Genomic DNA, 25,191 nt, shown 5'->3' on the forward strand with positions numbered 1-25,191 from the left:
ATCCGGCATCATGATCCGACACCAGCGCCGCCGCACCAGGCCTCGTCGATCCACTCTCAATAAGGTGTAACCATGTCCTATTCCGTTGCCGTGGCCGGTGCCAGCGGCTATGCGGGCGGGGAGCTGCTTCGGCTGCTGTCCCAGCATCCCGAGTTCCAGGTGGTCACGGTGACCGCCTTCCAAAACGCGGGCCAGGCGCTGTCCGAGGTCCAGCCGCACCTGCGCTCCTACGGATCGCTCACTCTCCAGCCGACCACCGCCGACGTGCTGAGCGGCCACGACCTCGTCTTCCTCGCCCTTCCCCACGGCAGGTCGGGGGAGCTCACCGCCCACCTCGGCGACGACAGTGTCCTGGTCGATTGTGGGGCCGATCACCGCCTCTCGGATGCCGCGGCCTGGGCCGCGTTCTATGGCGGCGAGCACTTCGGCGCCTGGGCGTACGGCGTGCCGGAACTCCCGGTGGGAGCCGGCAAGCAGCGGGCCGCCCTCGTCGGCGCCACCCGCATCGCCGCTCCCGGCTGCAACGCCAGCACGGTCTCGCTCGCTCTCGCGCCGGGTATCTCGGCCGGGGTGATCGAGGAGCGCGACCTCGTCTCGGTGCTCGCGGTCGGACCCTCCGGGGCGGGCAAGAGTCTCAGGCTCGAGAACCTGGCGAGCGAGATCCTCGGCTCGGCCAACCCCTACGCTGTCGGCGGCACCCACCGTCACATCCCCGAGATCCAGCAGTCGTTGCGTGCGGCCGGTGCCACCTCGCCCACCATCTCCTTCACCCCGGTGATCGTGCCGATGGCGCGTGGCATCCTCGCCACCTCCACGGCCCGCATCGTTCCGGGCACCTCGGCCTCCGCCATCCGATCGGCCTGGGAGTCCGCCTACGCCGACGAACCTTTCGTGCACGTCCTGCCCGAGGGGAGGATGCCCCGAACCGGTGACGTGCTCGGCTCCAACACCGCTCTCATCGGCCTCGCCGTCGACGAGGCCGCCGGTCGGGTCGTCACCGTCACGGCACTCGACAACCTCGTCAAAGGCACGGCGGGCGCCGCCATCCAATCAGCCAACATCGCCCTGGGTCTCGACGAGACCAGCGGCCTTCCGATCGACGGAGTTGCACCATGAGCGTCACCCACCCCAGAGGTTTTGTCGCGGCCGGAGTCGAATCGGGCCTCAAGGGCAAGGGCGGCAAGGATGTCGCACTCGTCGTCAACCAGGGGCCGAGCCAGGCCGCGGCGGCGGTCTTCACGAGCAACCGTGCACAGGCGAACCCGGTGATCTGGTCGCAGCAGGTCATCGCTGACGGCATCGTCACCGCGGTCGTGCTCAACTCGGGCGGCGCGAATTGCTACACCGGCGCGCGCGGATTCCAGGTGACCCACGCGACCGCGGAGCACGCGGCAGCCCTTCTCGGCAGCTCCGCCACCGATATCCTGGTCTGCTCCACCGGCCTCATCGGCGATCAGCTCGACCTCCAGAAGGTGAGCTTCGGTGTCACCGCCGCCCACGCGTTCCTGCGTGAAGACGGGGGGCTGGATGCCGCGACCGCGATCATGACCACCGACACGCATCCGAAGCAGGCCGTCGCCCAGGGGGAGGGCTGGTCGATCGGTGGCATGGCGAAGGGTGCCGGCATGCTCGCACCGGGACTCGCGACCATGCTGGTCGTGATCACTACCGATGCCGCGCTGGATTCCGGTCAACTGGATGCGGCACTCCGCCACGCCTCGCGGGTGACCTTTGATCGCCTCGACTCCGACGGCGCGATGTCCACCAACGACACCGTCGCGCTGCTCGCCTCGGCTGCCTCCGGCATCACGCCGTCGCTCGACGAATTCACGACCGCCCTTACCGGGCTCTGCGAAGACCTCGCCACCCAGTTGCAGAAGGATGCCGAGGGCGCGGCCCATGACATCACGATAGAGGTGGTCAACTCGGCCTCCGAAGACGAGGCCGTCGAGGTGGGCCGGGCCGTCGCCCGCAACAACCTCTTCAAGGCCGCGATCTTCGGCAACGACCCCAACTGGGGCCGGGTGCTCGCGGCCGTCGGCACGACGCAGGCCGCTTTCGACCCCTACGACATCGATGTGTCGATGAACGGCGTCCGGGTCGCCCACCGGGGCGAGCCCGACCAGCCGCGGGAGAGCGTCGACCTCACCGGCCGCGCCATGCACCTGCTGATCGACCTGCACGCCGGGTCATCGACCGCCACGGTCTGGACCAACGACCTCACCCACGACTACGTCCACGAGAACAGCGCGTACTCCAGCTGATGGGCGCGCACTCGAGGGAAGCATCCGCGAAGGCATCCGCCCTCATCGAATCTCTTCCGTGGTTGCAGCGGTTCCACGGCAAGACCATCGTGGTCAAGTTCGGCGGCAACGCCATGGTCAACGACGAGCTCAAGCATGCTTTCGCCGAGGACATGGTCTTCCTGCGCCAGGTGGGAGTGCGTCCGGTCGTCGTGCACGGCGGCGGACCCCAGATCTCTGCCGAGCTCGCGGCCCGGGGCATCCCGAACGAATTCCGTGGAGGGCTTCGAGTGACCTCCGTGGACGCCATCTCCGTGGTGCGTGAAGTGCTCACCACTCGCGTCGGCCCGGAGATCGCGGCACTCATCGACTCGCACGGCATCGAGGCGCAGGCGCTGTCGGGAGAGACCGACGGGCTGTTCTCCGGAACCCGGCGCGGCACGATGGTCGACGGCGAGGACGTCGACCTCGGGCTCGTCGGTGACGTAACGGCCGTGGATCCGGCGGTCGTCCACGCGATCCTCGAGGCCGGCCAGATCCCGGTGATCTCCTCCATCGCTCCGGATGCCGAGAAGCCCGGCCAGTCGCTCAATGTCAATGCCGACTCGGCCGCCGCGTCCCTCGCCATCGCCCTCCAGGCGGAGAAGCTCGTGATCCTCACGGACGTCGCCGGTCTCTATCGCGACTGGCCCGATCGCGATTCCCTCATCTCCACGATCGATGCGACGGAGTTGCGTCAGCTCCTCCCGTCTCTCGAATCCGGGATGATCCCCAAGATGACAGCGTGCCTCGACGCGGTCGACGGCGGGGTTCCCAAGGCCGCGATCATCGATGGTCGCGTTTTGCATTCGATCCTGCTCGAGGCGTTCACCGCCGAGGGGATCGGCACCGAAGTGGTTTCCGGAAAGGACCTGTGATGGACACGAACGACTGGCGCGAACGCTTCGGCGACGCGATGATGGGCTCCCTTGCGCCCCCGCTCGCCATGCTCGAACGCGGTGAAGGCGCCCACGTGTGGGACGTCGACGGCAACCGCTACCTCGACTTCCTCGCGGGCATCGCCGTCAACGCGCTCGGTCACGCGCATCCGGTGCTCGTGGATGCCGTGAGCCGCCAGGTCGCGACGCTCGCGCACGTCTCCAACTATTTCGCCTCCCCGCCGCAGCTCGAGCTCGCCGAACGCCTGCGTCGCATCACGGGCGCGGGCGATGCGGGCCGGGTGTTCTTCGCGAACTCGGGGGCCGAGGCGATCGAGGCGGCGATCAAGCTCGCCCGCCTCAACCGGGGAGACGGCCGGCGCACGCGCATCCTCTCCCTGATCAACTCCTTCCACGGGCGCACCATGGGCTCGCTCTCGCTCACGGGAAAGACCGCGTTGCGTGAGGCCTTCGAACCGCTGCTGCCCGGAGTCGAGCACATCGACACGACCATCGAGGCGCTCGAAGCGGCGATGGATGACACGGTCGCGGCGATCTTCATCGAGCCGATCAAGGGCGAGGCGGGTGTGCTCGACCTGCCGGAGGGCTTCCTCCGCCGGGCCCGTGAGCTCGCCACCGAGAACGGCTCGCTGCTGATCCTGGATGAGATCCAGACCGGCGTGGGACGCACCGGCACCTGGTTCGCCTTCCAGCAGACCGATGTGGTACCGGATGCGCTCGCTTTGGCGAAAGGCATCGCCGGAGGGGTTCCGATCGGGGCACTCGTGACCTTCGGGGCGGCATCCGAGCTGTTCCAGCCCGGCCAGCACGGAAGCACGTTCGGGGGAAACCCGCTGGCGACAGCGGCGGGAAATGCCGTGCTCGGCGAGATCGAGCGGGCCGGACTGATCGAGAACGCCTCGGCGATCGGCGCGAAGCTGCACGCCATCATCGACGACATCGGCTCGCCCCTCATTGCCGAGATCCGTGGCCAGGGAGCACTCATCGGCCTCGGTCTCTCCCAGCCCGTCGCCGGGGCACTCTCGGCTGCGGCCTTCGCCAACGGGCTCATCATCAATGCCCCCAACGACTCGAGCATCCGAATTGCCCCGCCGCTCATCGTCGGCGACGCCGAGTTGCAAGAGTTCCGCGAGAAGTTCAGCCTCGCCCTTCAGAGCCTCACATTGGACGCGAAATGACCCGACACTTCCTGCGCGACGACGACCTCAGCCAGGCCGAACAGACCGCGATCCTCGACCTCGCGGTCGAGCTCAAACGGGATCGCTTCGGCACGCGTCCCCTGGCGGGTCCGCAGACGGTCGCCGTGATCTTCGACAAGTCGTCGACCCGAACGCGCGTCTCGTTCGCCGTCGGTATCGCCGAGCTCGGCGGCATCCCCCTCATCATCTCCACCGCCAACAGCCAGCTCGGGGGCAAGGAGACAGCCGCCGACACGGCGCGCGTGCTCGAACGCCAGGTCGCGGCCATCGTCTGGCGCACCTTCGCCCAGTCGGGGCTCGAGGAGATGGCTCTCGGCACCACGGTTCCGGTGATCAACGGGCTGTCGGATGATTTCCATCCCTGCCAGCTGCTGGCTGACCTGCTCACCATCCGCGAGCACCGAGGATCCCTTGCGGGTCTCACCGTCACCTTCCTCGGGGACGGCGCGAGCAACATGGCCCAGTCCTATCTGCTCGCGGGTGCGACAGCCGGCATGCACGTGCGGGTCGCCTCCCCGCTCGACTACGCTCCCACCGATTCAGTGGTCGAGGCCGCCGATCGCGCCGCGGCGAAGACCGGTGGATCGGTCACTCTCTACACGGATCCGGTGGAAGCCGTCGCGGGTGCCGATGTGGTCGTGACCGACACCTGGGTGTCGATGGGCAAAGAGGAGGAGAAGGCCGAGCGTCTCACCACGCTCGGTTCCTACCGGGTCGACACCGAGCTGATGGCGCTGGCGAAGCCCGATGCGCTCTTCCTCCACTGCCTTCCCGCCGACCGGGGCTACGAGGTCACCGCCGAGGTCATCGACGGTGCGCAGAGCGTGGTCTGGGATGAGGCGGAGAACCGCCTGCACGCGCAGAAGGCCCTGATGGCCTGGCTGCTGCAGCAGTAGCGCACCGAATAAACTGACAAACGATAAGAAGGAGCACCACACATGGCAGAACGCGTTGTCCTCGCCTACTCCGGCGGCCTCGACACCTCGGTGGGCATCGGCTGGCTGAAGGACGCCACCGGCAAGGAGGTCGTGGCTCTCGCCGTCGACGTCGGCCAGGGTGGCGAAGACATGGAGGACATCCGTCAGCGCGCCCTCGACTGCGGCGCCGTCGAGGCGATAGTCGTCGACGCGAAGGACGAGTTCGCCGACGACTTCCTGATGCCCGCGCTCAAGGCCAACGCGCTCTACCAGAAGCGGTATCCACTCGTCTCCGCGCTGAGCCGACCGGTCATCGCAAAGCATCTCGCGATCGTCGCGAAAGAGCTCGGCGCCGACAGCGTCGCCCATGGCTGCACCGGAAAGGGCAATGACCAGGTGCGCTTCGAGGCGGCTGTCGCAGCGCTCGCTCCGGAGCTCACGAGCATCGCCCCGGTGCGCGACCTCGCGCTCACCCGCGACAAGGCCATCATCTACGCCAACGAGCACAACCTGCCGATCCGCCAGAGCGCAGCGAGCCCGTACTCGATCGACAAGAACGTCTGGGGTCGCGCGGTCGAGACCGGCTTCCTCGAGGATCCGTGGAACGCCCCGATCGAAGAGCTCTACGAGTACACGATGGATCCGACCGTGGCGAAGGAGGCGGACGAGGTCACGATCACCTTCGCCTCCGGCATCCCCGTCGCCCTCGACGGCGTGTCCTACAGCGCCCTTCAGATGATCGAGAAGCTCAACGAACTCGCGGGAAAACATGGCGTCGGCCGCATCGACGTCGTGGAGGACCGCCTCGTCGGCATCAAGAGCCGCGAGGTCTACGAAGCCCCGGCGGCGATGGCCCTCATCCAAGCGCATGAAGCGTTGGAGAGCCTGACGCTCGAGCGCGATCTCGGACGCTACAAGCGCGGAGTCGAGGCTGAATGGTCGAACCTGGTCTACGACGGGCTCTGGTTCTCGAGCCTCAAGCGGTCTCTCGATGTGTTCATCGACGACACCCAGCGGTACGTGAGCGGAGACATCCGCCTCACGCTGCAGGGCGGTCGGGCCACCGTGACGGGCCAGCGCAGTGAGCAGAGCCTCTACGACTTCAACCTCGCGACCTATGACACCGGCGACACCTTCGACCAGTCGCTCTCCAAGGGATTCATCGAGATCTGGTCGCTGCCGAGCAAGATCTCCGCGCGCCGCGACCTGTCGGGCAAGTAGTCGTGACCACAGGCTCGGGCGGCGATATCGGATCCACGACAGAGGGGGCCCTCTGGGGCGCCCGCTTCGCTTCCGGCCCGTCGCCCGAGCTCGCCCGCCTCAGCAAGTCGACACAGTTCGACTGGCAACTCGGCGGCTACGACATCCTGGGATCCCGGGCCCACGCCAAAGCGCTGGCGGCGGCCGGCTACCTCACGGCCGACGAACTCGTCGTGATGGATGCCGCCCTCGAGACCCTGCGCGAGGCCTGGTCCGACGGGAGCTTCGTCGAGCGTGAGTCGGACGAAGACGTGCACGGAGCCCTCGAACGCGGGCTGATCGACATCGCCGGCCCCGAGCTCGGCGGCAAGTTGCGCGCCGGGCGCAGCCGCAACGACCAGATCGCGACGTTGGTGCGCCTCTACCTGCTCGATCACGGCCGGGCCATCGCCGAACTGCTCACCCACCTCATCGACGCGATCGCGTCCCAGGCGGAGGCGCATCCGGATGCCGCCATGCCAGGTCGCACGCACCTGCAGCATGCCCAGCCGGTGCTCCTCGCCCATCATCTGCTCGCTCACGCCTGGCCCCTGGTGCGCGATCTCGAACGCTTGAGGGATTGGTCGGTGAGGGCGTCCTTCTCGCCCTACGGCTCCGGTGCTCTCGCGGGGAGTTCTCTGGGACTCGACGGACAGCTGGTCGCGACCGAGCTCGGACTCACCGGCCCGATGGAGAACTCGATCGATGCGACCGCGAGCCGCGACGTCGTGGCCGAATTCGCCTTCATCCTCTCCCTCGTTGGCATCAATCTCTCCCGGTTCGCCGAGGAGATCATCCTCTGGAACACCCGCGAGTTCGGTTTCGTCACCCTTCACGACTCCTATTCGACCGGGTCGTCGATCATGCCGCAGAAGAAGAATCCCGATATCGCCGAACTGGCGCGGGGCAAATCGGGGCGCCTGATCGGCAACCTCGCCGGACTCCTCGCCACCCTCAAGGGCCTGCCGCTCGCCTACAACCGCGACCTCCAGGAAGACAAGGAGCCGGTGTTCGACTCGGTCGAGAACCTCGAGGTGCTTCTCCCCGCCTTCTCGGGAATGGTCGCCACCCTCGTGTTCGACACCGAGCGCATGGCGGAACTCGCGCCACAGGGATACTCGCTCGCGACCGACGTGGCCGAGTGGCTCGTCACCCAGCGTGTTCCGTTCCGAGAGGCCCACGAGATCAGCGGCACGCTGGTGAGTTTCTGTGAGCGACACGGCCTGGAACTCGACGAGCCGACGGATGCCGACTACCTGGAGATATCCCCGCACCTCACCGCCGGTGTGCGGAGCGTTCTCACGGTAGCCGGATCGATCGGCAGCCGCACCGGCTCCGGCGGCACAGCGCCAGAGCGTGTCGCGGAGCAGCTCGCAGCGCTCACCCGCCGCATCCGAACCCTCAAGGAGGCCTGGCAATGACTCTCAGCAAAGACAACCGTCCGCAGAAGCCGGAACAGAATCGCACCCAGAAGATCGTGATGTGGAGCGTCTTCGGTGTGGCTGCCGTGCTCTTCGTGATCGCCGCGATCCTCTTCGTCACCAGCGGCGCGAGGCTCTTCTAACCGCCCGGCGATGGTCGACCGGCAGTTCTTCGAAGCGCCATCGATCGAGGTCGCGCCGCTGCTTCTCGGAGCGATCCTGAGCCACAGCACCGACGAGGGCACCGTCGCGGTGCGCCTCACCGAAGTCGAGGCCTACCTGGGAGAGCGCGATCCCGGATCGCACGCGTATCGCGGCCCGGGCAAGCGCAACGCGGTGATGTATGGCGAACCGGGTCATCTCTACACCTACTTCACCTATGGCATGCACGTCTGTGCCAACGTGACGTGCTCGCCCGCCGGCACGGCGACCGCCGTTCTGATGCGCGGCGGTGAGGTGATCAACGGAGTCGAGCTGGCGCGAGCGCGGCGCACGACATCGAAGACGGATGCCGACCTGGCGCGCGGGCCCGCCCGACTGGTCGTGGCGCTGGGCATCACCCTCGACGAAGGGGGAGCGGATCTCGCTTCGCCACCGTTCGAGTTGAGCCTGCCGCAGCATCCGCTGCCGTTCGCGACCGGTCCGCGCACCGGGGTGTCCGGCGCGGGAGGGTCCGACGCCTACCCCTGGCGCTTCTGGCTGCCGGGGGAGCGCAGCGTCTCGCCCTACAGGGCGCATGTGCCGAAGAAGCGAGCCTGATGAGTCCTCAGAGCACGATGAGCAGGGCGCACGCGCCCGCCCAGACCAGGCTGACCAGTGTGCCGATGATGAAGCGCTCCCGGATCTCCGGACTGTCGAGCTCGGAGAACCGGCCGAGCCCCTTCACCGCGATCAGCACCGCCACGATCTCGAGGTGGCCGAGCACGATGGCGGCGATGAGCGCCAACCGTTCGAGGTAGCCGATGATCGTGCCGCCCCGCAGCACCTCGGCGCGATGCATCTCCGGCGGGACCCCTTCGTTCACCACGATTCCGCCGTGTTCTCCCGCGACCGCCGGCGCGGATCCCCGGCTGGAGAAGCCGAGCACGGCGATGGTGACCGGGCTCCCGCCGATGATGCCGAGCAGGGCGAGGAGAATTCCCGCGACCACGGCCACGGCGTTGCTCGGCGCAGGCACTCCCGCGCGGAAGGCGAGCCCGACGAGCCCAGCGATCACCGGCACCGCGGCGAGAAGCGCAAGGGAGGGCAACCGAAAGCGGATGGCGGCGAGACAGACGGCGAGCGCCGCGGCGATGACGGCGATGGCCAGGACCCACAACACGACCTGCACGATCACGACGTTCTCCCTTCGCCTGCACTGAGGTCTACGGCAGCGAGCCTACGTTCGAGGGGGGACCTCGCCGCGAACTCGACGCGGAGTGCCGCGCTGCGGGCGCGTTTGCTCGCGGCCTGGGGCGTGATCCCGAGCAGTTTCGCCGCTTCGGCCTGGCTGTTGCCGGCAAGGAGGAGGTCGAAGATCTCCCAGCCCTCGACGCTGCGCCGCCCCCGCAGGTTCAGGAGCAGGTCGACGAAGGCCTCGGCATCCGCGGCTTCGGTCGTCGCCGGGCTGCGAAGGGCAAAGCGGGTGTCCCGTTTCTTCGCGTCGTTCACCGCCTCCCGGGCCGCGACGAACGCGGCCCCGCCGGCTTCGCGCGCGTTTTCCGGCAGGGGGATGGTGACCTCGCCGATCCCGCATCCCACGCTCCATTCGCCATCCCGGGTGAGCGCGAGAATCGCGGTGAGGGTGGTGTCGGATGTTTCCAGAAGCAGCTGGATCTCGTCGCCGGCCGTGCGATCCACCGGAAGAACGAGCCCGTCGCCGAGCAATGCTTCGAGTGCGCGCATCGTCGCAGCGGCAATATCCGGTCGGTGCCGACTGTCTACCTGATCCGCGGTGATCGCGAACATCCTCGCCTCCGCACATGCCCGGGGGGTTGATCCGAACAAATCAACCCTAAGCACTTGATATTGAGAAATCAACCCCAGAAGGGTGATATGTCGCGGCGCGATTCAGTTCCTCGGATAACCTGAACCGATGAGCGCTGAGGGGGATGCGGGCTTCACGCCGGTCGAGCGTTTCATCGACACGCGGGCCCGCGCCCTCCTCGCCCGGGCGCCGGACAGCCGGATCTGGCGCGGCATCGTCGAGTTCCTCGTGTTCGGGCTCAAACAGGCCTGGGCCTGCATCTTCGGGGCGGCGCTGCTCGCGGTGCTCTTCGCCACCCGGCTCTGGTATCCCGATGGCGCGGCCCTCGCTCGCAACGACTTCGTGACGATCGCGGCCGTGGTCATCCAGGTGCTCATGATCGCCCTCCGGCTCGAAACCGTCCGAGAGCTGCGCGTCATCATCCTGTTCCATCTCGTCGGAACGGGGATGGAGCTGTTCAAGACCAGCGTCGGATCCTGGATCTACGAGGGGCCGGGGGTGCTGCATCTCTACTCCGTGCCGCTCTACAGTGGTTTCATGTACGCCGCCGTCGGCTCCTACATGGTTCGGGTGTTCCGCCTGTTCGACCTGCGGTTCGACCGCTACCCGCGCCGCTGGCTCACGGCAGTGCTCGCGGCTCTCATCTACGCCAACTTCTTCACGCATCACTACATCTGGGACTTCCGCTGGATCCTGCTGATCGCCGTCGGGCTGCTCTTCGGGCGCAGCGTCATGCACTTCCGGGTCTTCCAACTTCGATTGCGGATGCCGACGGTGCTCGCCTTCGTGCTCGTGGCTCTCTTCATCTGGATCGCCGAGAACATCGCGACCTGGGCGAACGCATGGTCCTACCCGAACCAGTTGCACGGCTGGCAACCGGTCTCGATAACCAAACTCGTGTCCTGGGTGCTGCTGATGATCATCTCCGTGGTGCTGGTGGCGTGGGTGTACCCGCCCCGCGCGCTCGAGGCGAGCGAGGCGGCCGCCCGGCCCTGATCGGTGGCCCACTGGTAATCTTGGGCCGTGCCAGCATCCGAAGTCCTGACCTCCCAGCGCAATGACGAGTCATTCGATACGGTCTGGGACGAGGTGGTCTGGCGCGGGCTCGTGCATGTCTCCACCGACCAGGCCGAACTGAGGTCGCTGTTGTCGGGTGCCCCGATCACCTACTACTGCGGATTCGACCCAACGGCCGCCAGCCTGCACCTCGGCAACCTGGTGCAGCTTCTGTTGATGCGCCGATTCCAGCTCGCCGGGCACAGGCCGCTCGGCCTGGTGGGAGGATCCACCGGACTCATCGGTGATCCGCGGCCGACGGCCGAACGCACTCTCAACTCCAAGGAGACGGTGGCCGAGTTCGTCGGCTACCTCCAGGCGCAGGTATCGAAGTTCCTGAGTTTCGAGGGAGACAACCCGGCCAGGCTCGTCAACAATCTCGATTGGACCGCCCCTCTCAGCGCGATCGATTTCCTTCGGGATGTCGGCAAGCACTTCCGGGTCGGCACCATGCTCAAGAAGGATGCCGTCAGCGCGCGCCTCAACAGCGATGTCGGCATCAGCTACACCGAGTTCAGCTACCAGATCCTGCAGGGAATGGACTTCCTCGAGCTCTTCCGCAGCTACGACTGTGTGCTCCAGACCGGGGGGAGCGACCAATGGGGCAATCTCACCAGCGGCACCGACCTCATCCGCAAGGCGGAAGGGGCCTCGGCCCACGCGATCGGCACACCCCTCATCACCAATTCCGACGGCACGAAATTCGGCAAGAGCGAGGGCAATGCGGTCTGGCTCGATCCTGCGCTCACCAGTCCTTACGCCTTCTACCAGTTCTGGCTCAACACCGATGATGCCGACGTGATCGAACGGTTGAAGATCTTCACCTTCAACACTCGGGCCGAAATCGACAGGCTCGCTGGGCTGGTCGCAACGGAACCGTTCCGCAGGGAGGCTCAGCGTGCCCTGGCGCGAGAAGTGACGAGTCTCGTTCATGGCACGGGCGCGACGGAGGCGGCCATTGCGGCATCCGCGGCCCTGTTCGGCCAGGGCGAACTCGACCAGTTGGATGCCTCGACCCTCGAGGCCGCGCTGCGGGAGCTCCCCAACACGACGACCATCGAGAGCACGCCCGTGGCCCAGCTGCTCTTCGACACAGGGCTCGCCGGCAGTCTCAGCGAATCACGCCGGGCGATCGAGCAGGGTGGGGTCTACCTCAACAACGCCAAGGTCACGGATGCTGCGGCCACGCTCGCGGGCAATGCCCTGCCGGGCGGGATGGCCGTGCTCCGCCGGGGCAAGAAGACCCTCGCCGGCATCTTCATCGAATAGCGGCGCGGTCGAGAACCCGCGCCATCCGGTCAAAAACCCCGTATTCACGGGCGACACGCCCGGGTTGCGGCCGTGATTTGACCGACCCCCGATAGACACGTAATCTTCTTTCTTGTCACCCCAAAGGTTCGGAAAGCGGAAGAGCTTACCGGCTTCAAGAGGGACACAATCTAAGTCAAATAGCGGTCAACCTCTTGTAGGAGATCGTCTTCAGATCTTATGATGAAGAACCCACCTCGTGAGTATGTCCAAACGGTTCGTCGCGCGCTTTTCAAGCCGCGAAGGTCGATTTGACAAGTACCGTGAAGGTGGTAAGTTAGACAAGTTGCCCGGCGCGAGAGCGAGGGTGACAAACACAAGTTTTACTGCAGTCAAACAGCGCCTTTATGGCGCACTTGCTGCGAATGGTATGGCCCTGGGTAGAAGCCGCGAGGTGAAAACCAGGAGCATCCGATCCTTGAGAACTCAACAGCGTGCACAATGTCAAATGCCAAAAACCCGTATGCGGTGTAGGCGGTTTCTAGCCGTCGAACCGCATCGGATTCCTTTGGAAAAGATATAAAACAACAAAGCAAGTCAGTCCGGATTTATTCGGTTTGGTTTGTTCTTGTCAGTTTCAAACTTGCAACCTGTCCGCCCATTCCGGTGGCTGGTTGCACTAGATGTGCCGTTCGACTTCGGTCGTTCGTGCAATCAAACATTTACGGAGAGTTTGATCCTGGCTCAGGATGAACGCTGGCGGCGTGCTTAACACATGCAAGTCGAACGATGAAAGGGAGCTTGCTCCCTGGATTAGTGGCGAACGGGTGAGTAACACGTGAGTAACCTGCCCTTGACTCTGGGATAAGCACTGGAAACGGTGTCTAATACCGGATACGAACTTCAGCCGCATGGCTAGGAGTTGGAAAGAATTTCGGTCAAGGATGGACTCGCGGCCTATCAGCTAGTTGGTGAGGTAATGGCCCACCAAGGCGACGACGGGTAGCCGGCCTGAGAGGGTGACCGGCCACACTGGGACTGAGACACGGCCCAGACTCCTACGGGAGGCAGCAGTGGGGAATATTGCACAATGGGCGCAAGCCTGATGCAGCAACGCCGCGTGAGGGACGACGGCCTTCGGGTTGTAAACCTCTTTTAGTAGGGAAGAAGCGAAAGTGACGGTACCTGCAGAAAAAGCACCGGCTAACTACGTGCCAGCAGCCGCGGTAATACGTAGGGTGCAAGCGTTATCCGGAATTATTGGGCGTAAAGAGCTCGTAGGCGGTTTGTCGCGTCTGCTGTGAAAACTGGGGGCTCAACCCCCAGCCTGCAGTGGGTACGGGCAGACTAGAGTGCGGTAGGGGAGATTGGAATTCCTGGTGTAGCGGTGGAATGCGCAGATATCAGGAGGAACACCAATGGCGAAGGCAGATCTCTGGGCCGTAACTGACGCTGAGGAGCGAAAGCATGGGGAGCGAACAGGATTAGATACCCTGGTAGTCCATGCCGTAAACGTTGGGAACTAGATGTAGGGTCCATTCCACGGATTCTGTGTCGCAGCTAACGCATTAAGTTCCCCGCCTGGGGAGTACGGCCGCAAGGCTAAAACTCAAAGGAATTGACGGGGGCCCGCACAAGCGGCGGAGCATGCGGATTAATTCGATGCAACGCGAAGAACCTTACCAAGGCTTGACATATACCGGAAACGGCTGGAAACAGTCGCCCCGCAAGGTCGGTATACAGGTGGTGCATGGTTGTCGTCAGCTCGTGTCGTGAGATGTTGGGTTAAGTCCCGCAACGAGCGCAACCCTCGTTCTATGTTGCCAGCACGTAATGGTGGGAACTCATAGGAGACTGCCGGGGTCAACTCGGAGGAAGGTGGGGATGACGTCAAATCATCATGCCCCTTATGTCTTGGGCTTCACGCATGCTACAATGGCCGGTACAAAGGGCTGCAATACCGCAAGGTGGAGCGAATCCCAAAAAGCCGGTCTCAGTTCGGATTGGGGTCTGCAACTCGACCCCATGAAGTCGGAGTCGCTAGTAATCGCAGATCAGCAACGCTGCGGTGAATACGTTCCCGGGCCTTGTACACACCGCCCGTCAAGTCATGAAAGTCGGTAACACCCGAAGCCAGTGGCCTAACCGCAAGGAAGGAGCTGTCGAAGGTGGGATCGGTAATTAGGACTAAGTCGTAACAAGGTAGCCGTACCGGAAGGTGCGGCTGGATCACCTCCTTTCTAAGGAGCACGTGCAGTCCAACTGAAGACGCCCTGTTTACAGGCATCCGCTCGTTGGAACTAACTGCCAAGCCATTTCGGAGGCATACGTTCTCCGGTGGCGCTCATGGGTGGAACATTGACATTGTGACCAGGACGAAGATTCGTCAAGCCAGTACAACCCCTGTTTACAGGGGTTAGGAAAACTTCGAATCATCAACCTGGTCTTCTGCACGCTGTTGGGTCCTGAGGGACCGGGCCGGCCTTCCCTTTACGGGGCGGGTCGGATACCGACCTCTGGACCCGCTGGAGACTGCCCTTCGGGGGAGTCACCACGGACCTCGGACTTCGATCCCTGGCGAACTACCGGCCCATGATTACTCATGACACGGCAAGCACAGGTAAGACGAAGTACCGCCCGTACTTTGAGAACTACACAGTGGACGCGAGCATCTTAGAGACTGCCCGTCAAAATGGTTACCGGCTTAGGTTGGTTTCCGCCTTGACGGGTTGATCTCTTCAATAAAGATCTAGCAAGCGTTGTTAATTCAACGCATTTGCTGGTTCTTTGTGTAATTTTGTCATCAAGTTTCTAAGTGCAAACGGTGAATGCCTTGGCTTCTGGAGCCGAAGAAGGACGTATAAATCTGCGATAAGCCTCGGGGAGCTGATAATAGAGCTGTGATCCGAGGATCTCCGAATGGGGAAACCCCGCCAGGCGTAGCAATACGACCTGGTGACTTCCGCCTGAATATATAGGGTGGATAGAGGGAACGTGGGGAAGTGAAACATCTCAGTACCCACAGGAAGAGAAAGCAAAAGCGATTCCGTAAGTAGTGGCGAGCGAAACCGGAAGAGGCCAAACCGATCATGTGTGATAGCCGGCAGGCGTTGCATGGTCGGGGTTGCGGGACTTTTTAGCAGTTACTGCCGTACTGCAACAGTTACAACGCGATATAGACGAATGGCATTGAAAGGCCAGTCACAGAGGGTGCCAACCCCGTAGTCGAAATGTCGCAATGGCTGAAGAAGTATCCCAAGTATCACGGGGCCCGAGAAATCCCGTGTGAATCTGTCAGGACCACCTGATAAGCCTAAATACTCCCAGAAGACCGATAGCGGACAAGTACCGTGAGGGAAAGGTGAAAAGTACCCCGGGAGGGGAGTGAAATAGTACCTGAAACCGTTTGCATACAAACCGTTGGAGCCTCCTTAGTAGGGGTGACAGCGTGCCTTTTGAAGAATGAGCCTGCGAGTTAGTGCTCAGTGGCGAGGTTAACCCGAGTGGGGTAGCCGTAGCGAAAGCGAGTCTGAATAGGGCGAAATAGTCGCTGGGTCTAGACCCGAAGCGAAGTGATCTATCCATGGCCAGGTTGAAGCGACGGTAAGACGTCGTGGAGGACCGAACCCACTTCAGTTGAAAATGGAGGGGATGAGCTGTGGATAGGGGTGAAAGGCCAATCAAACTTCGTGATAGCTGGTTCTCTCCGAAATGCATTTAGGTGCAGCGTTGCGTGTTTCTTGCCGGAGGTAGAGCTACTGGATAGCTGATGGGCCCCAAAAGGTTACTGACGTTAGCCAAACTCCGAATGCCGGTAAGTGAGAGCGCAGCAGTGAGACGGTGGGGGATAAGCTTCATCGTCGAGAGGGAAACAACCCAGACTACCAACTAAGGTCCCAAAGCGTGTGCTAAGTGGGAAAGGATGTGGAGTTGCATAGACAACCAGGAGGTTGGCTTAGAAGCAGCCACCCTTGAAAGAGTGCGTAATAGCTCACTGGTCAAGTGATTCCGCGCCGACAATGTAACGGGGCTCAAGCACACCACCGAAGTTGTAGATTTCGTATAGTAGCCCGGCCCACTTGTGGGTCCAGGCGTACGGAGTGGTAGGAGAGCGTCGTGTGGCGAGTGAAGCGGCGGTGTAAACCAGCCGTGGACGCCACACGAGTGAGAATGCAGGCATGAGTAGCGAAAGACGGGTGAGAAACCCGTCCTCCGAAAGAACAAGGGTTCCAGGGCCAGGCTAATCCGCCCTGGGTAAGTCGGGACCTAAGGCGAGGCCGACAGGCGTAGTCGATGGACAACGGGTTGATATTCCCGTACTGACGAAGAACCGCCCAAGATAATCCAGTAATGCTAAGCATCTGAATCCCCTAGATGGATCCCTTCGGGGTGAAGCGTGGGGCCTAGCGTGCGACCCTATGCTGGTGCGTTTAGCGTATTAACAGGTGTGACGCAGGAAGGTAGCTGAGCCGGGCGATGGTTGTCCCGGTCTAAGGATGTAGGGCGAACGATAGGCAAATCCGTCGTTCACATAGCCTGAGACCCGATGGGTAGTCCTCACGGACGAAATCAGTGATCCTATGCTGCCAAGAAAAGCATCGACGCGAGGTTCAAGTCACCCGTACCCCAAACCGACTCAGGTGTTCAGGTAGAGAATACCAAGGAGATCGAGAGAATCGTGGTTAAGGAACTCGGCAAAATGCCCCCGTAACTTCGGGAGAAGGGGGGCCCGCGGTGTGAAAGGACTTGCTCCTGGAGCACCATACGGCCGCAGAGACCAGTGGGAAGCGACTGTTTACTAAAAACACAGGTCCGTGCCAAGTCGCAAGACGATGTATACGGACTGACGCCTGCCCGGTGCTGGAAGGTTAAGAGGAACGGTTAGCCGCAAGGCGAAGCTGAGAATTTAAGCCCCAGTAAACGGCGGTGGTAACTATAACCATCCTAAGGTAGCGAAATTCCTTGTCGGGTAAGTTCCGACCTGCACGAATGGCGTAACGACTTCCCAGCTGTCTCAACCGCGAACTCGGCGAAATTGCACTACGAGTAAAGATGCTCGTTACGCGCAGAAGGACGGAAAGACCCCGTGACCTTTACTACAGCTTGGTATTGGTGTTCGGAGTGGCTTGTGTAGGATAGGTGGGAGACTGTGAAGCTTGGACGCTAGTTCAGGTGGAGTCATTGTTGAAATACCACTCTGGTCACTTTGGATATCTAACTACGAACCGTAATCCGGTTCTGGGACAGTGCCTGGTGGGTAGTTTAACTGGGGCGGTTGCCTCCTAAAAAGTAACGGAGGCGCCCAAAGGTTCCCTCAATCTGGTTGGCAATCAGATGTCGAGTGTAAGTGCACAAGGGAGCTTGACTGTAAGACTGACAAGTCGAGCAGGGACGAAAGTCGGGACTAGTGATCCGGCAGTGGCTTGTGGAAGCGCTGTCGCTCAACGGATAAAAGGTACCTCGGGGATAACAGGCTGATCTTGCCCAAGAGTCCATATCGACGGCATGGTTTGGCACCTCGATGTCGGCTCGTCGCATCCTGGGGCTGGAGTAGGTCCCAAGGGTTGGGCTGTTCGCCCATTAAAGCGGTACGCGAGCTGGGTTTAGAACGTCGTGAGACAGTTCGGTCCCTATCCTCTGCGCGCGCAGGAAATTTGAGAAGATCTATCCCTAGTACGAGAGGACCGGGATGGACGAACCTCTGGTGTGTCAGTTGTTCCGCCAGGAGCACCGCTGATTAGCTACGTTCGGAATGGATAACCGCTGAAAGCATCTAAGCGGGAAGCCAGCTTCAAGATGAGATTTCCATGACTTAGGTCGAGAGGCTCGCAGCTAGACTACTGCGTTGATAGGCGGGATGTGGAAGTGGGGACTAAAGACCCATGGAGCTGACCCGTACTAATAAGCCGATAACTTGATAACACTTTTCTTCCCATCCTGGGCCCGCGAGGGTACCGGTGGGAATGAGATGCTCTGCGTCCACTGAGTGGTTCCCGATGTACGGTCGGGAATCAGCACAACACCAGTTGTGATGGTCTCTTTCGAGAGGCCTGAGCCGCTGAGCTGTTGGCTAATTCGAAACCTATATCCATAGTGTTTCGGCGGCCATAGCGAGAGGGAAACGCCCGGTCACATTCCGAACCCGGAAGCTAAGACTCTCTGCGCCGATGGTACTGCAAGGGGGACCTTGTGGGAGAGTAGGACACCGCCGGACTTCTTTGTAAGATGGCCACCCACCACGTTTAATAGACGCGGTTGGGTGGTCATTTTGCGTTAACGGGCACGTTTCGTGCCCCGTTCTCCGATTCCATAACTTCACCAGTGACGACAGATCCAGGGGTAATTCGTGTCCGAATTCCAAGATCGCTCCCAGCGGCCGGGCGACCGTCCCGCCGCCTCGCGTGCAGCCGATGGTCGTCCCCAGCGTGGCGCCCCGGCGTCGGGCAGGCCGCCACGTCCCGCCGGCCAGGGGGAGCGACCGCAGCGCGGCCGCCCCGACGCAGACCTGTCGAAGAATCCGCGCGAGCGTCGGCCCGGCACCGGATACCAGGGACGTTCCGCTCAGGAGATCGAGGACCGCGATCCCTTCGGCACGAAATCGGTGCGGTCGCGTCACGACGACCCGGTCATCCCGGACGACGTGCAGCCCAAGGATCTCGACCGAGTGGCCAGAGCCCAGCTGAAGACCCTGAGCAAGGAGAACGCCGACGGCGTAGCCCAGCACCTGGCGATGGTGGCGCGGTTGATCGACACAGACCCCGTGCTCGCCCATGCGCATGCGGTGTCCGCCGCCCGTCGGGCCGGACGGATAGCGGTGGTGCGAGAGACCCTGGCCATCACGGCCTATTCCATCGGCGACTTCGCGCTCGCCCTGCGTGAACTGCGAACCTATCGGCGGATCTCGGGCCGTGACGACCAGCTGCCGCTCATGGTCGACAGCGAGCGCGGCCTGGGGCGACCGGACCGAGCCCTCGAGCTCGGTCGATCCGTGCCGAGGGCTTCCCTCGCCGTCGAGGTGCAGGTGTTGCTCGCCATCGCGATGTCCGGGGCTCGCCTCGACTTGGGGCAGACGGATGCGGCCCTGGACGAACTGCAGATTCCGCAGCTCGATCCGAACACCGCTTTCTCGTGGAGTCCTGCCCTCTTCGATGCCTACGCGGCCGTGCTCGAGGACCTGGGTCGCGAAGCCGAGGCTGAGGAGTGGTGGCAGAGGTCCGAGCGGGCGTCAGATGCCATCGAGGCCGGCGACCGTGAGCCGGAAGACGACGTGATCGAGATCGTGGAGGAAGGCCAGGACGGTGTTGTTCTCGAAGAAGACGAGCAGGAGCCCGCGGTTGACTGAGGGCATGACCGGCCGCACGCCGCTCGACGGTGTCGACCTCGTGCTCGCCGATCTCGACGGAGTGGTCTACAAGGGCGATGCCGCCATCGCTTACGCGGTCGAGAGTCTGAACGCTGCCGGCGGCGGCGACGATGGCGGTGGCGAAGGGCAGACACGGCGCATCGGGTACCTGACGAACAATGCCTCCCGTACCGCCGCATCCGTCGCCGAACACCTGGCGAGCCTCGGGCTGACCGCGGTGGAGGACGACGTCGTCACCTCCCCTCAGGCCGCCGTCCGGCTGCTCGCCGAGCTCGTTCCCTCGGGCGCCACAGTGCTGGTCGTTGGCGGCGAAGGACTCACCTCGGTCGTCGAGCAGGCGGGCTTCGTGGTGACCAGGTCGGCGCTGGATCAGCCGGCTGCCGTGATCCAGGGGTTCGCTCCCGATGTGGGATGGAAGGACCTGGCGGAGGCCTCGTTCGCGCTCAACGACGACCCCGAACGACCGTGGGTGGCAACCAACACCGACTGGACGATTCCCGTCGCGCGAGGGATCGCCCCCGGCAACGGCACCCTGGTCGGTGCGGTGCACAATGCCGTCGGACGCCTGCCTGTGGTTGCCGGCAAGCCGGAGATCGCCATCTTCGAGGAAGCGGTGCGCCGCTTCGGGGGCACCAAGGCCCTGTTCATCGGGGATCGCTTGGACACCGACATCCTCGGGGCCAATCGCGCCGGGATGGAGTCGGTTCTCGTGCTCACGGGCATCGACGGGCGAAAGCAGGCCCTCGCGGCGAATGCCAAGTCCCGACCCACCTACATTCTCGGCGATCTCCGCGAGCTTGCCGAGGAGTACCCCCGAGCCGTGAGCACCACGGATCCGCGAACCGGCGACACTGTCGTCACCGTGGGAGGTGCGGCGGTGCGTCTCGCCAAGACCACTGTGACGATCGATCGCGCCGGCGAACGTCCGATCAATCTGCTGCGCGCGGCGACGGCTCTCATCTGGGGATCCGGACTGCCGATCTACGGACTCGACGTCGCACCGGAGCTGTATTCGTGACGGTACCGTTGGACCATGACTCCTGAGTCGATCGACGATGCCTCTGCCGCAGCACCCGGTGCTTCTGCCGACGATGCGAGCGCCCTGCTGCCGCGCCTGCGCGTGATCGAGGACCAACCGCTCGAATCCCGGGCTGCCGCGTTCGTGCAGATCCACGACCGGTTGCAGGCAACGCTCGAGGGATCGGTTCGAGACGGGGGCGTCGACACGTCGAACTCGCATGGCTGAGGCGCGACTGGATGCCGCCCTGGCGGAACGCGGGATCGCACGGTCCCGCACCCATGCCGCTCGACTGATAGCAGAGGGGTCGGTCACCGTCGACGGCCGCACGGTGATCAAGCCCTCAGCCCGAGTGGGGGACGACCAGGTGCTCGCGCTGACGGCGATCGACCACTACGTGAGTCGGGCCGCCCACAAGCTCCTCGCGGCACTCGACACCTTCGCGGTGCCGGTGACCGGTCGCGACACCCTCGATGTCGGGGCATCCACCGGCGGATTCACCCAGGTCTTGCTCGAGCGCGGCGCTCACTCGGTCGTCGCCCTCGATGTGGGCCACGGTCAGCTGGATCCGTTCATCGGCAACAATCCGGCCGTCACGGTGATCGAAGGATTCAACGCGCGCGAGCTCACCGTGCCGGCGCTCGATGCCGCGGCCGGCCACGCCGTGCGAGTGAGCATCGTGGTGGCGGACCTCTCATTCATCTCCCTGACCACCGTGCTGCCGGCGCTTGTGGCCACCGTGGGCACCGAGGCGGACTATCTCCTGCTGATCAAGCCCCAGTTCGAAGTCGGCCGCACCGGCGTGAAGGAAGGCATCGTGCACGATCCGGGGCTTCGTGCCGACGCGATCAGCGACGTGCTCTGGGCAGCCTGGGATGTGGGGCTGCCCACGGCGGGTCTCATCTCCTCACCAATCCTCGGCGCCGCCGGAAACCATGAGTATCTGGTCTGGTTCAGCGCGCTCACGGGCAGCAATCCGACAGAATGGAGAGAGCGGGTCCTCGAACTCTCTCGACCCATCCCCACCTGAGTCGCTGAGGTGCGGCCGTGAAGAACCGCGCAGGGAAAACCGCACAGTGAACATCCGCACAGTGAACGTCCCGCAGTGACCATCTCGACAGTGAGTGACCCCGACAGTGATCCCCAGCCGGCGATCGCCCGAGAAGCACAAGGAGAACCGGTGTCCGAACGCTTCATGCTCGTTGTCGCCCATACGGGGCGCCAGGACTCCCTCGATGCGGCCGTGACGGTCTCCCGGCAGCTTCTGGCTGCCGGAGTCACGCCCGTCATGAAAAAGGACGAGCACGACGATGTTCTCGACAATGCGCCGGAGCTGAGTGCCATGGCGGTGCTCGGCGACAGTGTGACTGTCGCGGACGTCGAGCTGGCCATCGTGCTGGGCGGTGACGGCACCATTCTGCGGGCTGCGGAGCTCACGCGGGGCTGCTCCGCTCCTCTTCTCGGGGTGAACCTCGGCCACGTCGGCTTCCTGGCCGAGAGTGAGCGCGACAACCTCACTGACACGGTGCGACGCGCTCTGGGCCGCGACTATGAGGTCGAAGAGCGCATGACGCTTGCCGTGCGCGTCAAGGTCGACGCCGAGGTGATCTACGAGACCTGGGCTCTCAACGAGGCGACGGTCGAGAAGGCCAGCCGTGAGCGGATGCTCGAGGTCGTGATCGAGGTGGATGGCCGACCGCTCTCCTCCTTCGGCTGCGACGGAGTGGTCATGTCGACGCCCACAGGATCCACGGCCTATTCATTCTCGGCGGGGGGACCGATCGTCTGGCCGGAGCTCGAGGCGATGCTGCTCGTGCCGCTCAGCCCGCATGCGCTGTTTGCCCGCCCGCTCGTAGTCGGGCCCGAGTCGGTCTTCGCGGTGGAGGTCCTCGCGCGCACACAGGGCACCGGCGTGCTCTGGTGCGACGGACGGCGCACACACGACCTGCCGCCCGGCGCCCGGGTGATCGTGCGCCGCTCACCGGTGCCGGTGCGCCTCGCGCGATTGCACCGGGGGCCGTTCACCGACCGGCTGGTGAACAAATTTCACCTTCCGACCAGCGGATGGCGTGGTCCGGGCGACGGCGCGATCGCATGATCGAAGAGATCTTCATCCGCGACCTCGGAGTGATCGGCGAAGCTCGGCTTCCCCTCGGTCCCGGGTTCACGGCCATCACCGGCGAGACCGGTGCGGGAAAGACCATGGTGGTCACCGCTCTCGGCCTTCTCCTTGGTGATCGCTCGGACAGTTCGGTGCTCCGTCACGGGAGCGGCTCGGCTGTCGTCGAAGGGCGCTGGCTGGTCGATCCAGAGGGCGCCGTCGCGGAACGGGTGCGGGATGCCGGTGGCGACCTCGATGAGGGGGAGTTGATCCTCGCCCGGTCGGTCTCGCAGGAGGGACGCAGCCGCGCCACCGTCGGCGGCCGCACCACGCCGGTGAGTGTGCTCGCAGAGCTCGGCGAGCAATTGGTCGTCGTGCACGGTCAGTCCGACCAGGTGCGCTTGCGCTCGGCGACAGCGCAGCGTGAGGCACTCGATCGCTTCGCCGGAGTCGCGCTGTCGACAGTGCTCGACGACTACCAGGCAACCTATCGGCGCTGGCAGGCGAACCAGGGCGAACTCGACGTGATCGTGGCCGAACAGGAGTCACGCCAGAGCGAGGCCGCCGAACTCCGCCAGGCGATGGCGGAGATCGAGTCCGTGGCGCCCCAGGCCGGTGAGGATGGGGAGCTCGCCGAACGGGCCGACCGGTTGACGAACCTCGAGGACCTGCGGCTCGCGGCGTCCGAGGCGCACGAGCTCGTGTCATCCGACGACCTGGTGGAGTCTCGGGATGCGCTCGGGCTGCTGGACTCGGCTCGTCGCCAGCTCGAACGGGTATCGGGCCACGACTCGACCCTCGCCCCGATCATGGAAGCGCTGGCGAGCGCCAGCTATCTCGTCGCCGACGTGTCCGCGCAGCTCTCGAGCTACCTCGGTGGCCTCGACGGCGACAGCGCCCGCGAACTGGAGACCGTGCAGGACCGGCGCTCGGAGCTGGGGGAGATCAGCCGCAAGTACGGGCCCTCCCTCGACGATGCGATCCGCTATCTCGACAGCGGCAGCTCGAGGCTGCTCGAACTCGATCAGGACTCCGACCGCATCGACAGCCTTCGCGCGGAGGTCGAGTCAGATCGCGCGCGGGTGATCGAGCTCGCCGGCGAACTCGGGAGGGTGCGGCGCGAGTTTGCAGTCCAGCTCGGCGAGAGCGTGAGCGAGGAGCTCGTCGCGCTGGCGATGCCCAACGCGCGGTTGACGGTCGAGGTCACGGAGCGGCAGGACTACGGGCTCAGCGGACGGGATGTCGTGGCGATCCTGCTCGCCCCGCATCCCGGCGCGGAACCGCGCCCTCTCGGCCGAGGGGCTTCCGGTGGAGAGCTCTCGCGGGTGATGTTGGCGCTAGAGGTGGTGATCGCCGGCACCGATCCCGTGCCCACCTTCATCTTCGACGAGGTGGACGCCGGCGTCGGCGGTGCCTCTGCCATCGAGATCGGCCGCCGACTGGCCAGGCTCTCACACTCTGCCCAGGTGATCGTGGTGACCCATCTCGCCCAGGTGGCCGCCTTCTCGACCAACCATCTGCGCGTCGTGAAAGACAGCGACGGGGCAGTGACCGCCTCGAGCGTGCAACAGCTCGAGGGGGAAGAGCGGATCGAGGAGATGGCGCGGCTGCTCTCCGGTCTGAGTGGATCAGAGAGCGGGCTCCAGCACGCTCGCGAACTCATCGACACCGCGCGCGGACTCGACAGCCCGTCGCGGTAGCCGAGGCTTCGCCTAACCCCCCAGTTCGACGCGGACGCCGCGGGGGGTGTCGGCGAGGATATCGCTGCCATCGAAGGCGGCCTCGAGTTGGGGTCGCGTGTGGCTGAAGTGGGTCCAGTCTTCGGTGTGGAGGCCCACCACCAGCCGGGCCCCCAGCGTGTGGGCCGCGGCGGCGGCATCCGTCGAGTTGAGGGTGAGGTCGGCATCGATCTCGTCGACGCGGGCCGCCCCGGCAAACAGCAGCGCGATATCCACCGGGGCGAACCGATCCGCGATCTGGCGCACAAGCGGCAGGGACGCGTTGTCGCCGCTCACGTACACCGTCGGCTCACCCTCGGCTTCGAGCATGAACCCGATGACCGGGCCGACCATCGGTTCCGAGCCGGGCGGCCCGTGCAGGGCGGGCATCGCGGTGATCGTCACGACGCCGAAATCGTAGCTCTCCCAGTTGTCGAGGCCGATGACGCTGCCTCCGAAAAGGTCGTCGGCGGCCTGCCGTGTGCTCAGGGTGGGGATGCCCTGCGCGATGAGCTCGAGACCCTCCCAGTCGAGATTGTCCTTGTGGCCGTGGTGCGAGAGCAGCACGAGGTCGACGCGGCCGAGATCCGTCCGGGCGATGGCCGGACCGGCAGTCTTCTCCAGGGTGGTCTCGTCCGGATCTTCATAGACCTGGGGAGCGTCGAAGGTGGGATCGGTGACGATCCGCAGGCCGGCGTACTCGAGAAGTACGGTGGGGCCGCCGATTAACGTGATGGCTGTCGTAGACACAGTGCGAGCCTACG

20 protein-coding genes and 3 rRNA genes are annotated in these 25,191 nt (G+C 64.1%); 20 read left to right on the plus strand and 3 right to left on the minus strand.

The features are described from left to right. Positions 1 to 72: 72 nt before the first annotated feature. The 9 genes from argC to ABIB54_RS13545 are packed head-to-tail and all read left to right on the plus strand — an operon-like array spanning position 73 to position 8,716. Positions 73 to 1,116, plus strand: a complete 1,044-nt coding sequence (gene argC, locus ABIB54_RS13505) for an N-acetyl-gamma-glutamyl-phosphate reductase (protein WP_354576037.1) — start codon at positions 73 to 75, stop codon at positions 1,114 to 1,116. After that, positions 1,113 to 2,264: a bifunctional glutamate N-acetyltransferase/amino-acid acetyltransferase ArgJ gene (argJ, locus tag ABIB54_RS13510; RefSeq protein WP_354576038.1), complete on the plus strand. Its 1,152-nt coding sequence runs from the start codon at positions 1,113 to 1,115 to the stop codon at positions 2,262 to 2,264. The genes argC and argJ overlap by 4 nt, the downstream gene beginning before the upstream one ends. Beyond that, a complete protein-coding gene (argB, locus tag ABIB54_RS13515) occupies positions 2,264 to 3,160 on the plus strand; it encodes an acetylglutamate kinase (protein ID WP_354576039.1) in 897 nt (298 codons plus the stop codon). The genes argJ and argB overlap by 1 nt, the downstream gene beginning before the upstream one ends. Continuing rightward, positions 3,160 to 4,359, plus strand: a complete 1,200-nt coding sequence (locus tag ABIB54_RS13520) for an acetylornithine transaminase (RefSeq protein WP_354576040.1) — start codon at positions 3,160 to 3,162, stop codon at positions 4,357 to 4,359. The genes argB and ABIB54_RS13520 overlap by 1 nt, the downstream gene beginning before the upstream one ends. Beyond that, on the plus strand, positions 4,356 to 5,276 hold the full coding sequence (gene argF / locus ABIB54_RS13525) for an ornithine carbamoyltransferase (RefSeq protein WP_354576041.1): 921 nt from the start codon (positions 4,356 to 4,358) through the stop codon (positions 5,274 to 5,276). The genes ABIB54_RS13520 and argF overlap by 4 nt, the downstream gene beginning before the upstream one ends. Positions 5,277 to 5,318: 42 nt before the next feature. After that, the gene (locus ABIB54_RS13530; protein WP_354576042.1) at positions 5,319 to 6,518 is read left to right on the plus strand and encodes an argininosuccinate synthase; all 1,200 of its coding nucleotides are present in this window, start codon (positions 5,319 to 5,321) and stop codon (positions 6,516 to 6,518) included. A 2-nt stretch (positions 6,519 to 6,520) separates the two neighbouring features. Next, positions 6,521 to 7,957, plus strand: a complete 1,437-nt coding sequence (gene argH / locus ABIB54_RS13535; RefSeq protein WP_354576043.1) for an argininosuccinate lyase — start codon at positions 6,521 to 6,523, stop codon at positions 7,955 to 7,957. Continuing rightward, positions 7,954 to 8,100, plus strand: a complete 147-nt coding sequence (locus tag ABIB54_RS13540) for a hypothetical protein (RefSeq protein WP_354576044.1) — start codon at positions 7,954 to 7,956, stop codon at positions 8,098 to 8,100. Before argH ends, ABIB54_RS13540 begins: the two co-directional genes overlap by 4 nt. A gap of 10 nt (positions 8,101 to 8,110) precedes the next feature. After that, complete coding sequence (locus ABIB54_RS13545; protein WP_354576045.1) at positions 8,111 to 8,716, plus strand: DNA-3-methyladenine glycosylase; 606 nt, start codon at positions 8,111 to 8,113, stop codon at positions 8,714 to 8,716. A gap of 7 nt (positions 8,717 to 8,723) precedes the next feature. Here the strand turns inward: ABIB54_RS13545 and ABIB54_RS13550 are convergent, their stop codons facing one another. Next, a complete protein-coding gene (locus ABIB54_RS13550) occupies positions 8,724 to 9,293 on the minus strand; it encodes a hypothetical protein (RefSeq protein ID WP_354576046.1) in 570 nt (189 codons plus the stop codon). After that, on the minus strand, positions 9,290 to 9,904 hold the full coding sequence (locus tag ABIB54_RS13555) for a DNA-binding protein (protein WP_354576047.1): 615 nt from the start codon (positions 9,902 to 9,904) through the stop codon (positions 9,290 to 9,292). The genes ABIB54_RS13550 and ABIB54_RS13555 overlap by 4 nt, the downstream gene beginning before the upstream one ends. Before the next feature lie 127 nt (positions 9,905 to 10,031). Here ABIB54_RS13555 and ABIB54_RS13560 point away from each other — a divergent pair, with 127 nt between their 5' ends. The 11 genes from ABIB54_RS13560 (at position 10,032) to recN (ending at position 24,409) form a co-directional block, all read left to right on the plus strand. Beyond that, positions 10,032 to 10,919: a DUF817 domain-containing protein gene (locus ABIB54_RS13560; RefSeq protein WP_354576048.1), complete on the plus strand. Its 888-nt coding sequence runs from the start codon at positions 10,032 to 10,034 to the stop codon at positions 10,917 to 10,919. A gap of 27 nt (positions 10,920 to 10,946) precedes the next feature. Then, positions 10,947 to 12,248 carry a tyrosine--tRNA ligase gene (gene tyrS, locus ABIB54_RS13565; RefSeq protein WP_354576049.1) on the plus strand — a complete coding sequence of 434 codons (1,302 nt, stop codon included), beginning with the start codon at positions 10,947 to 10,949 and terminating at the stop codon, positions 12,246 to 12,248. A gap of 700 nt (positions 12,249 to 12,948) precedes the next feature. Further along, positions 12,949 to 14,467: ribosomal RNA gene (locus tag ABIB54_RS13570) — 16S ribosomal RNA — on the plus strand. 561 nt (positions 14,468 to 15,028) lie between these two features. Next, positions 15,029 to 18,149, plus strand: a 23S ribosomal RNA gene (locus ABIB54_RS13575). 175 nt (positions 18,150 to 18,324) lie between these two features. Then, a 5S ribosomal RNA gene (rrf, locus tag ABIB54_RS13580) occupies positions 18,325 to 18,441 on the plus strand. Together the 16S, 23S and 5S rRNA genes form the textbook arrangement of a ribosomal RNA operon. 132 nt (positions 18,442 to 18,573) lie before the next feature. Then, positions 18,574 to 19,569 (plus strand): tetratricopeptide repeat protein, encoded by a 996-nt coding sequence (locus ABIB54_RS13585; RefSeq protein ID WP_354576050.1) that lies wholly within the window; start codon positions 18,574 to 18,576, stop codon positions 19,567 to 19,569. Positions 19,570 to 19,573: 4 nt separating this feature from the next. Further along, positions 19,574 to 20,608 carry an HAD-IIA family hydrolase gene (locus tag ABIB54_RS13590; protein ID WP_354576051.1) on the plus strand — a complete coding sequence of 345 codons (1,035 nt, stop codon included), beginning with the start codon at positions 19,574 to 19,576 and terminating at the stop codon, positions 20,606 to 20,608. Between the two features lie 15 nt (positions 20,609 to 20,623). Beyond that, the gene (locus ABIB54_RS13595; RefSeq protein WP_354576052.1) at positions 20,624 to 20,836 is read left to right on the plus strand and encodes a hypothetical protein; all 213 of its coding nucleotides are present in this window, start codon (positions 20,624 to 20,626) and stop codon (positions 20,834 to 20,836) included. After that, on the plus strand, positions 20,829 to 21,638 hold the full coding sequence (locus tag ABIB54_RS13600; protein WP_354576053.1) for a TlyA family RNA methyltransferase: 810 nt from the start codon (positions 20,829 to 20,831) through the stop codon (positions 21,636 to 21,638). The genes ABIB54_RS13595 and ABIB54_RS13600 overlap by 8 nt, the downstream gene beginning before the upstream one ends. A gap of 165 nt (positions 21,639 to 21,803) precedes the next feature. Then, positions 21,804 to 22,706 (plus strand): NAD kinase, encoded by a 903-nt coding sequence (locus ABIB54_RS13605; RefSeq protein WP_354576072.1) that lies wholly within the window; start codon positions 21,804 to 21,806, stop codon positions 22,704 to 22,706. Beyond that, the gene (gene recN, locus ABIB54_RS13610) at positions 22,703 to 24,409 is read left to right on the plus strand and encodes a DNA repair protein RecN (RefSeq protein WP_354576054.1); all 1,707 of its coding nucleotides are present in this window, start codon (positions 22,703 to 22,705) and stop codon (positions 24,407 to 24,409) included. Before ABIB54_RS13605 ends, recN begins: the two co-directional genes overlap by 4 nt. Positions 24,410 to 24,421: 12 nt before the next feature. Here the strand turns inward: recN and ABIB54_RS13615 are convergent, their stop codons facing one another. Further along, positions 24,422 to 25,177, minus strand: coding sequence for an MBL fold metallo-hydrolase (locus tag ABIB54_RS13615; RefSeq protein WP_354576055.1), 756 nt, complete (start codon positions 25,175 to 25,177; stop codon positions 24,422 to 24,424). Positions 25,178 to 25,191: the final 14 nt, after the last annotated feature.

Origin of the sequence: Frigoribacterium sp. UYMn621 (assembly GCF_040549525.1) — a bacterium.
In the GTDB taxonomy this organism is placed as follows: Bacteria; Actinomycetota; Actinomycetes; order Actinomycetales; family Microbacteriaceae; genus Lacisediminihabitans.

What these genes read in the sequence shown, in the direction of transcription:
- ABIB54_RS13590 (WP_354576051.1), top strand. Translation starts at nt 19,574, where the DNA reads ATGACCGGCCGCACGCCGCTCGACGGTGTCGACCTCGTGCTCGCCGAT.
- ABIB54_RS13545 (WP_354576045.1), top strand. Translation starts at nt 8,111, where the DNA reads ATGGTCGACCGGCAGTTCTTCGAAGCGCCATCGATCGAGGTCGCGCCG.
- argB (WP_354576039.1), top strand. Translation starts at nt 2,264, where the DNA reads ATGGGCGCGCACTCGAGGGAAGCATCCGCGAAGGCATCCGCCCTCATC.
- ABIB54_RS13530 (WP_354576042.1), top strand. Translation starts at nt 5,319, where the DNA reads ATGGCAGAACGCGTTGTCCTCGCCTACTCCGGCGGCCTCGACACCTCG.
- ABIB54_RS13595 (WP_354576052.1), top strand. Translation starts at nt 20,624, where the DNA reads ATGACTCCTGAGTCGATCGACGATGCCTCTGCCGCAGCACCCGGTGCT.
- ABIB54_RS13540 (WP_354576044.1), top strand. Translation starts at nt 7,954, where the DNA reads ATGACTCTCAGCAAAGACAACCGTCCGCAGAAGCCGGAACAGAATCGC.
- ABIB54_RS13555 (WP_354576047.1), bottom strand. Translation starts at nt 9,904, where the DNA reads ATGTTCGCGATCACCGCGGATCAGGTAGACAGTCGGCACCGACCGGAT.
- argJ (WP_354576038.1), top strand. Translation starts at nt 1,113, where the DNA reads ATGAGCGTCACCCACCCCAGAGGTTTTGTCGCGGCCGGAGTCGAATCG.
- ABIB54_RS13560 (WP_354576048.1), top strand. Translation starts at nt 10,032, where the DNA reads ATGAGCGCTGAGGGGGATGCGGGCTTCACGCCGGTCGAGCGTTTCATC.
- argC (WP_354576037.1), top strand. Translation starts at nt 73, where the DNA reads ATGTCCTATTCCGTTGCCGTGGCCGGTGCCAGCGGCTATGCGGGCGGG.
- ABIB54_RS13520 (WP_354576040.1), top strand. Translation starts at nt 3,160, where the DNA reads ATGGACACGAACGACTGGCGCGAACGCTTCGGCGACGCGATGATGGGC.
- ABIB54_RS13605 (WP_354576072.1), top strand. Translation starts at nt 21,804, where the DNA reads ATGCTCGTTGTCGCCCATACGGGGCGCCAGGACTCCCTCGATGCGGCC.
- recN (WP_354576054.1), top strand. Translation starts at nt 22,703, where the DNA reads ATGATCGAAGAGATCTTCATCCGCGACCTCGGAGTGATCGGCGAAGCT.
- argF (WP_354576041.1), top strand. Translation starts at nt 4,356, where the DNA reads ATGACCCGACACTTCCTGCGCGACGACGACCTCAGCCAGGCCGAACAG.
- ABIB54_RS13600 (WP_354576053.1), top strand. Translation starts at nt 20,829, where the DNA reads ATGGCTGAGGCGCGACTGGATGCCGCCCTGGCGGAACGCGGGATCGCA.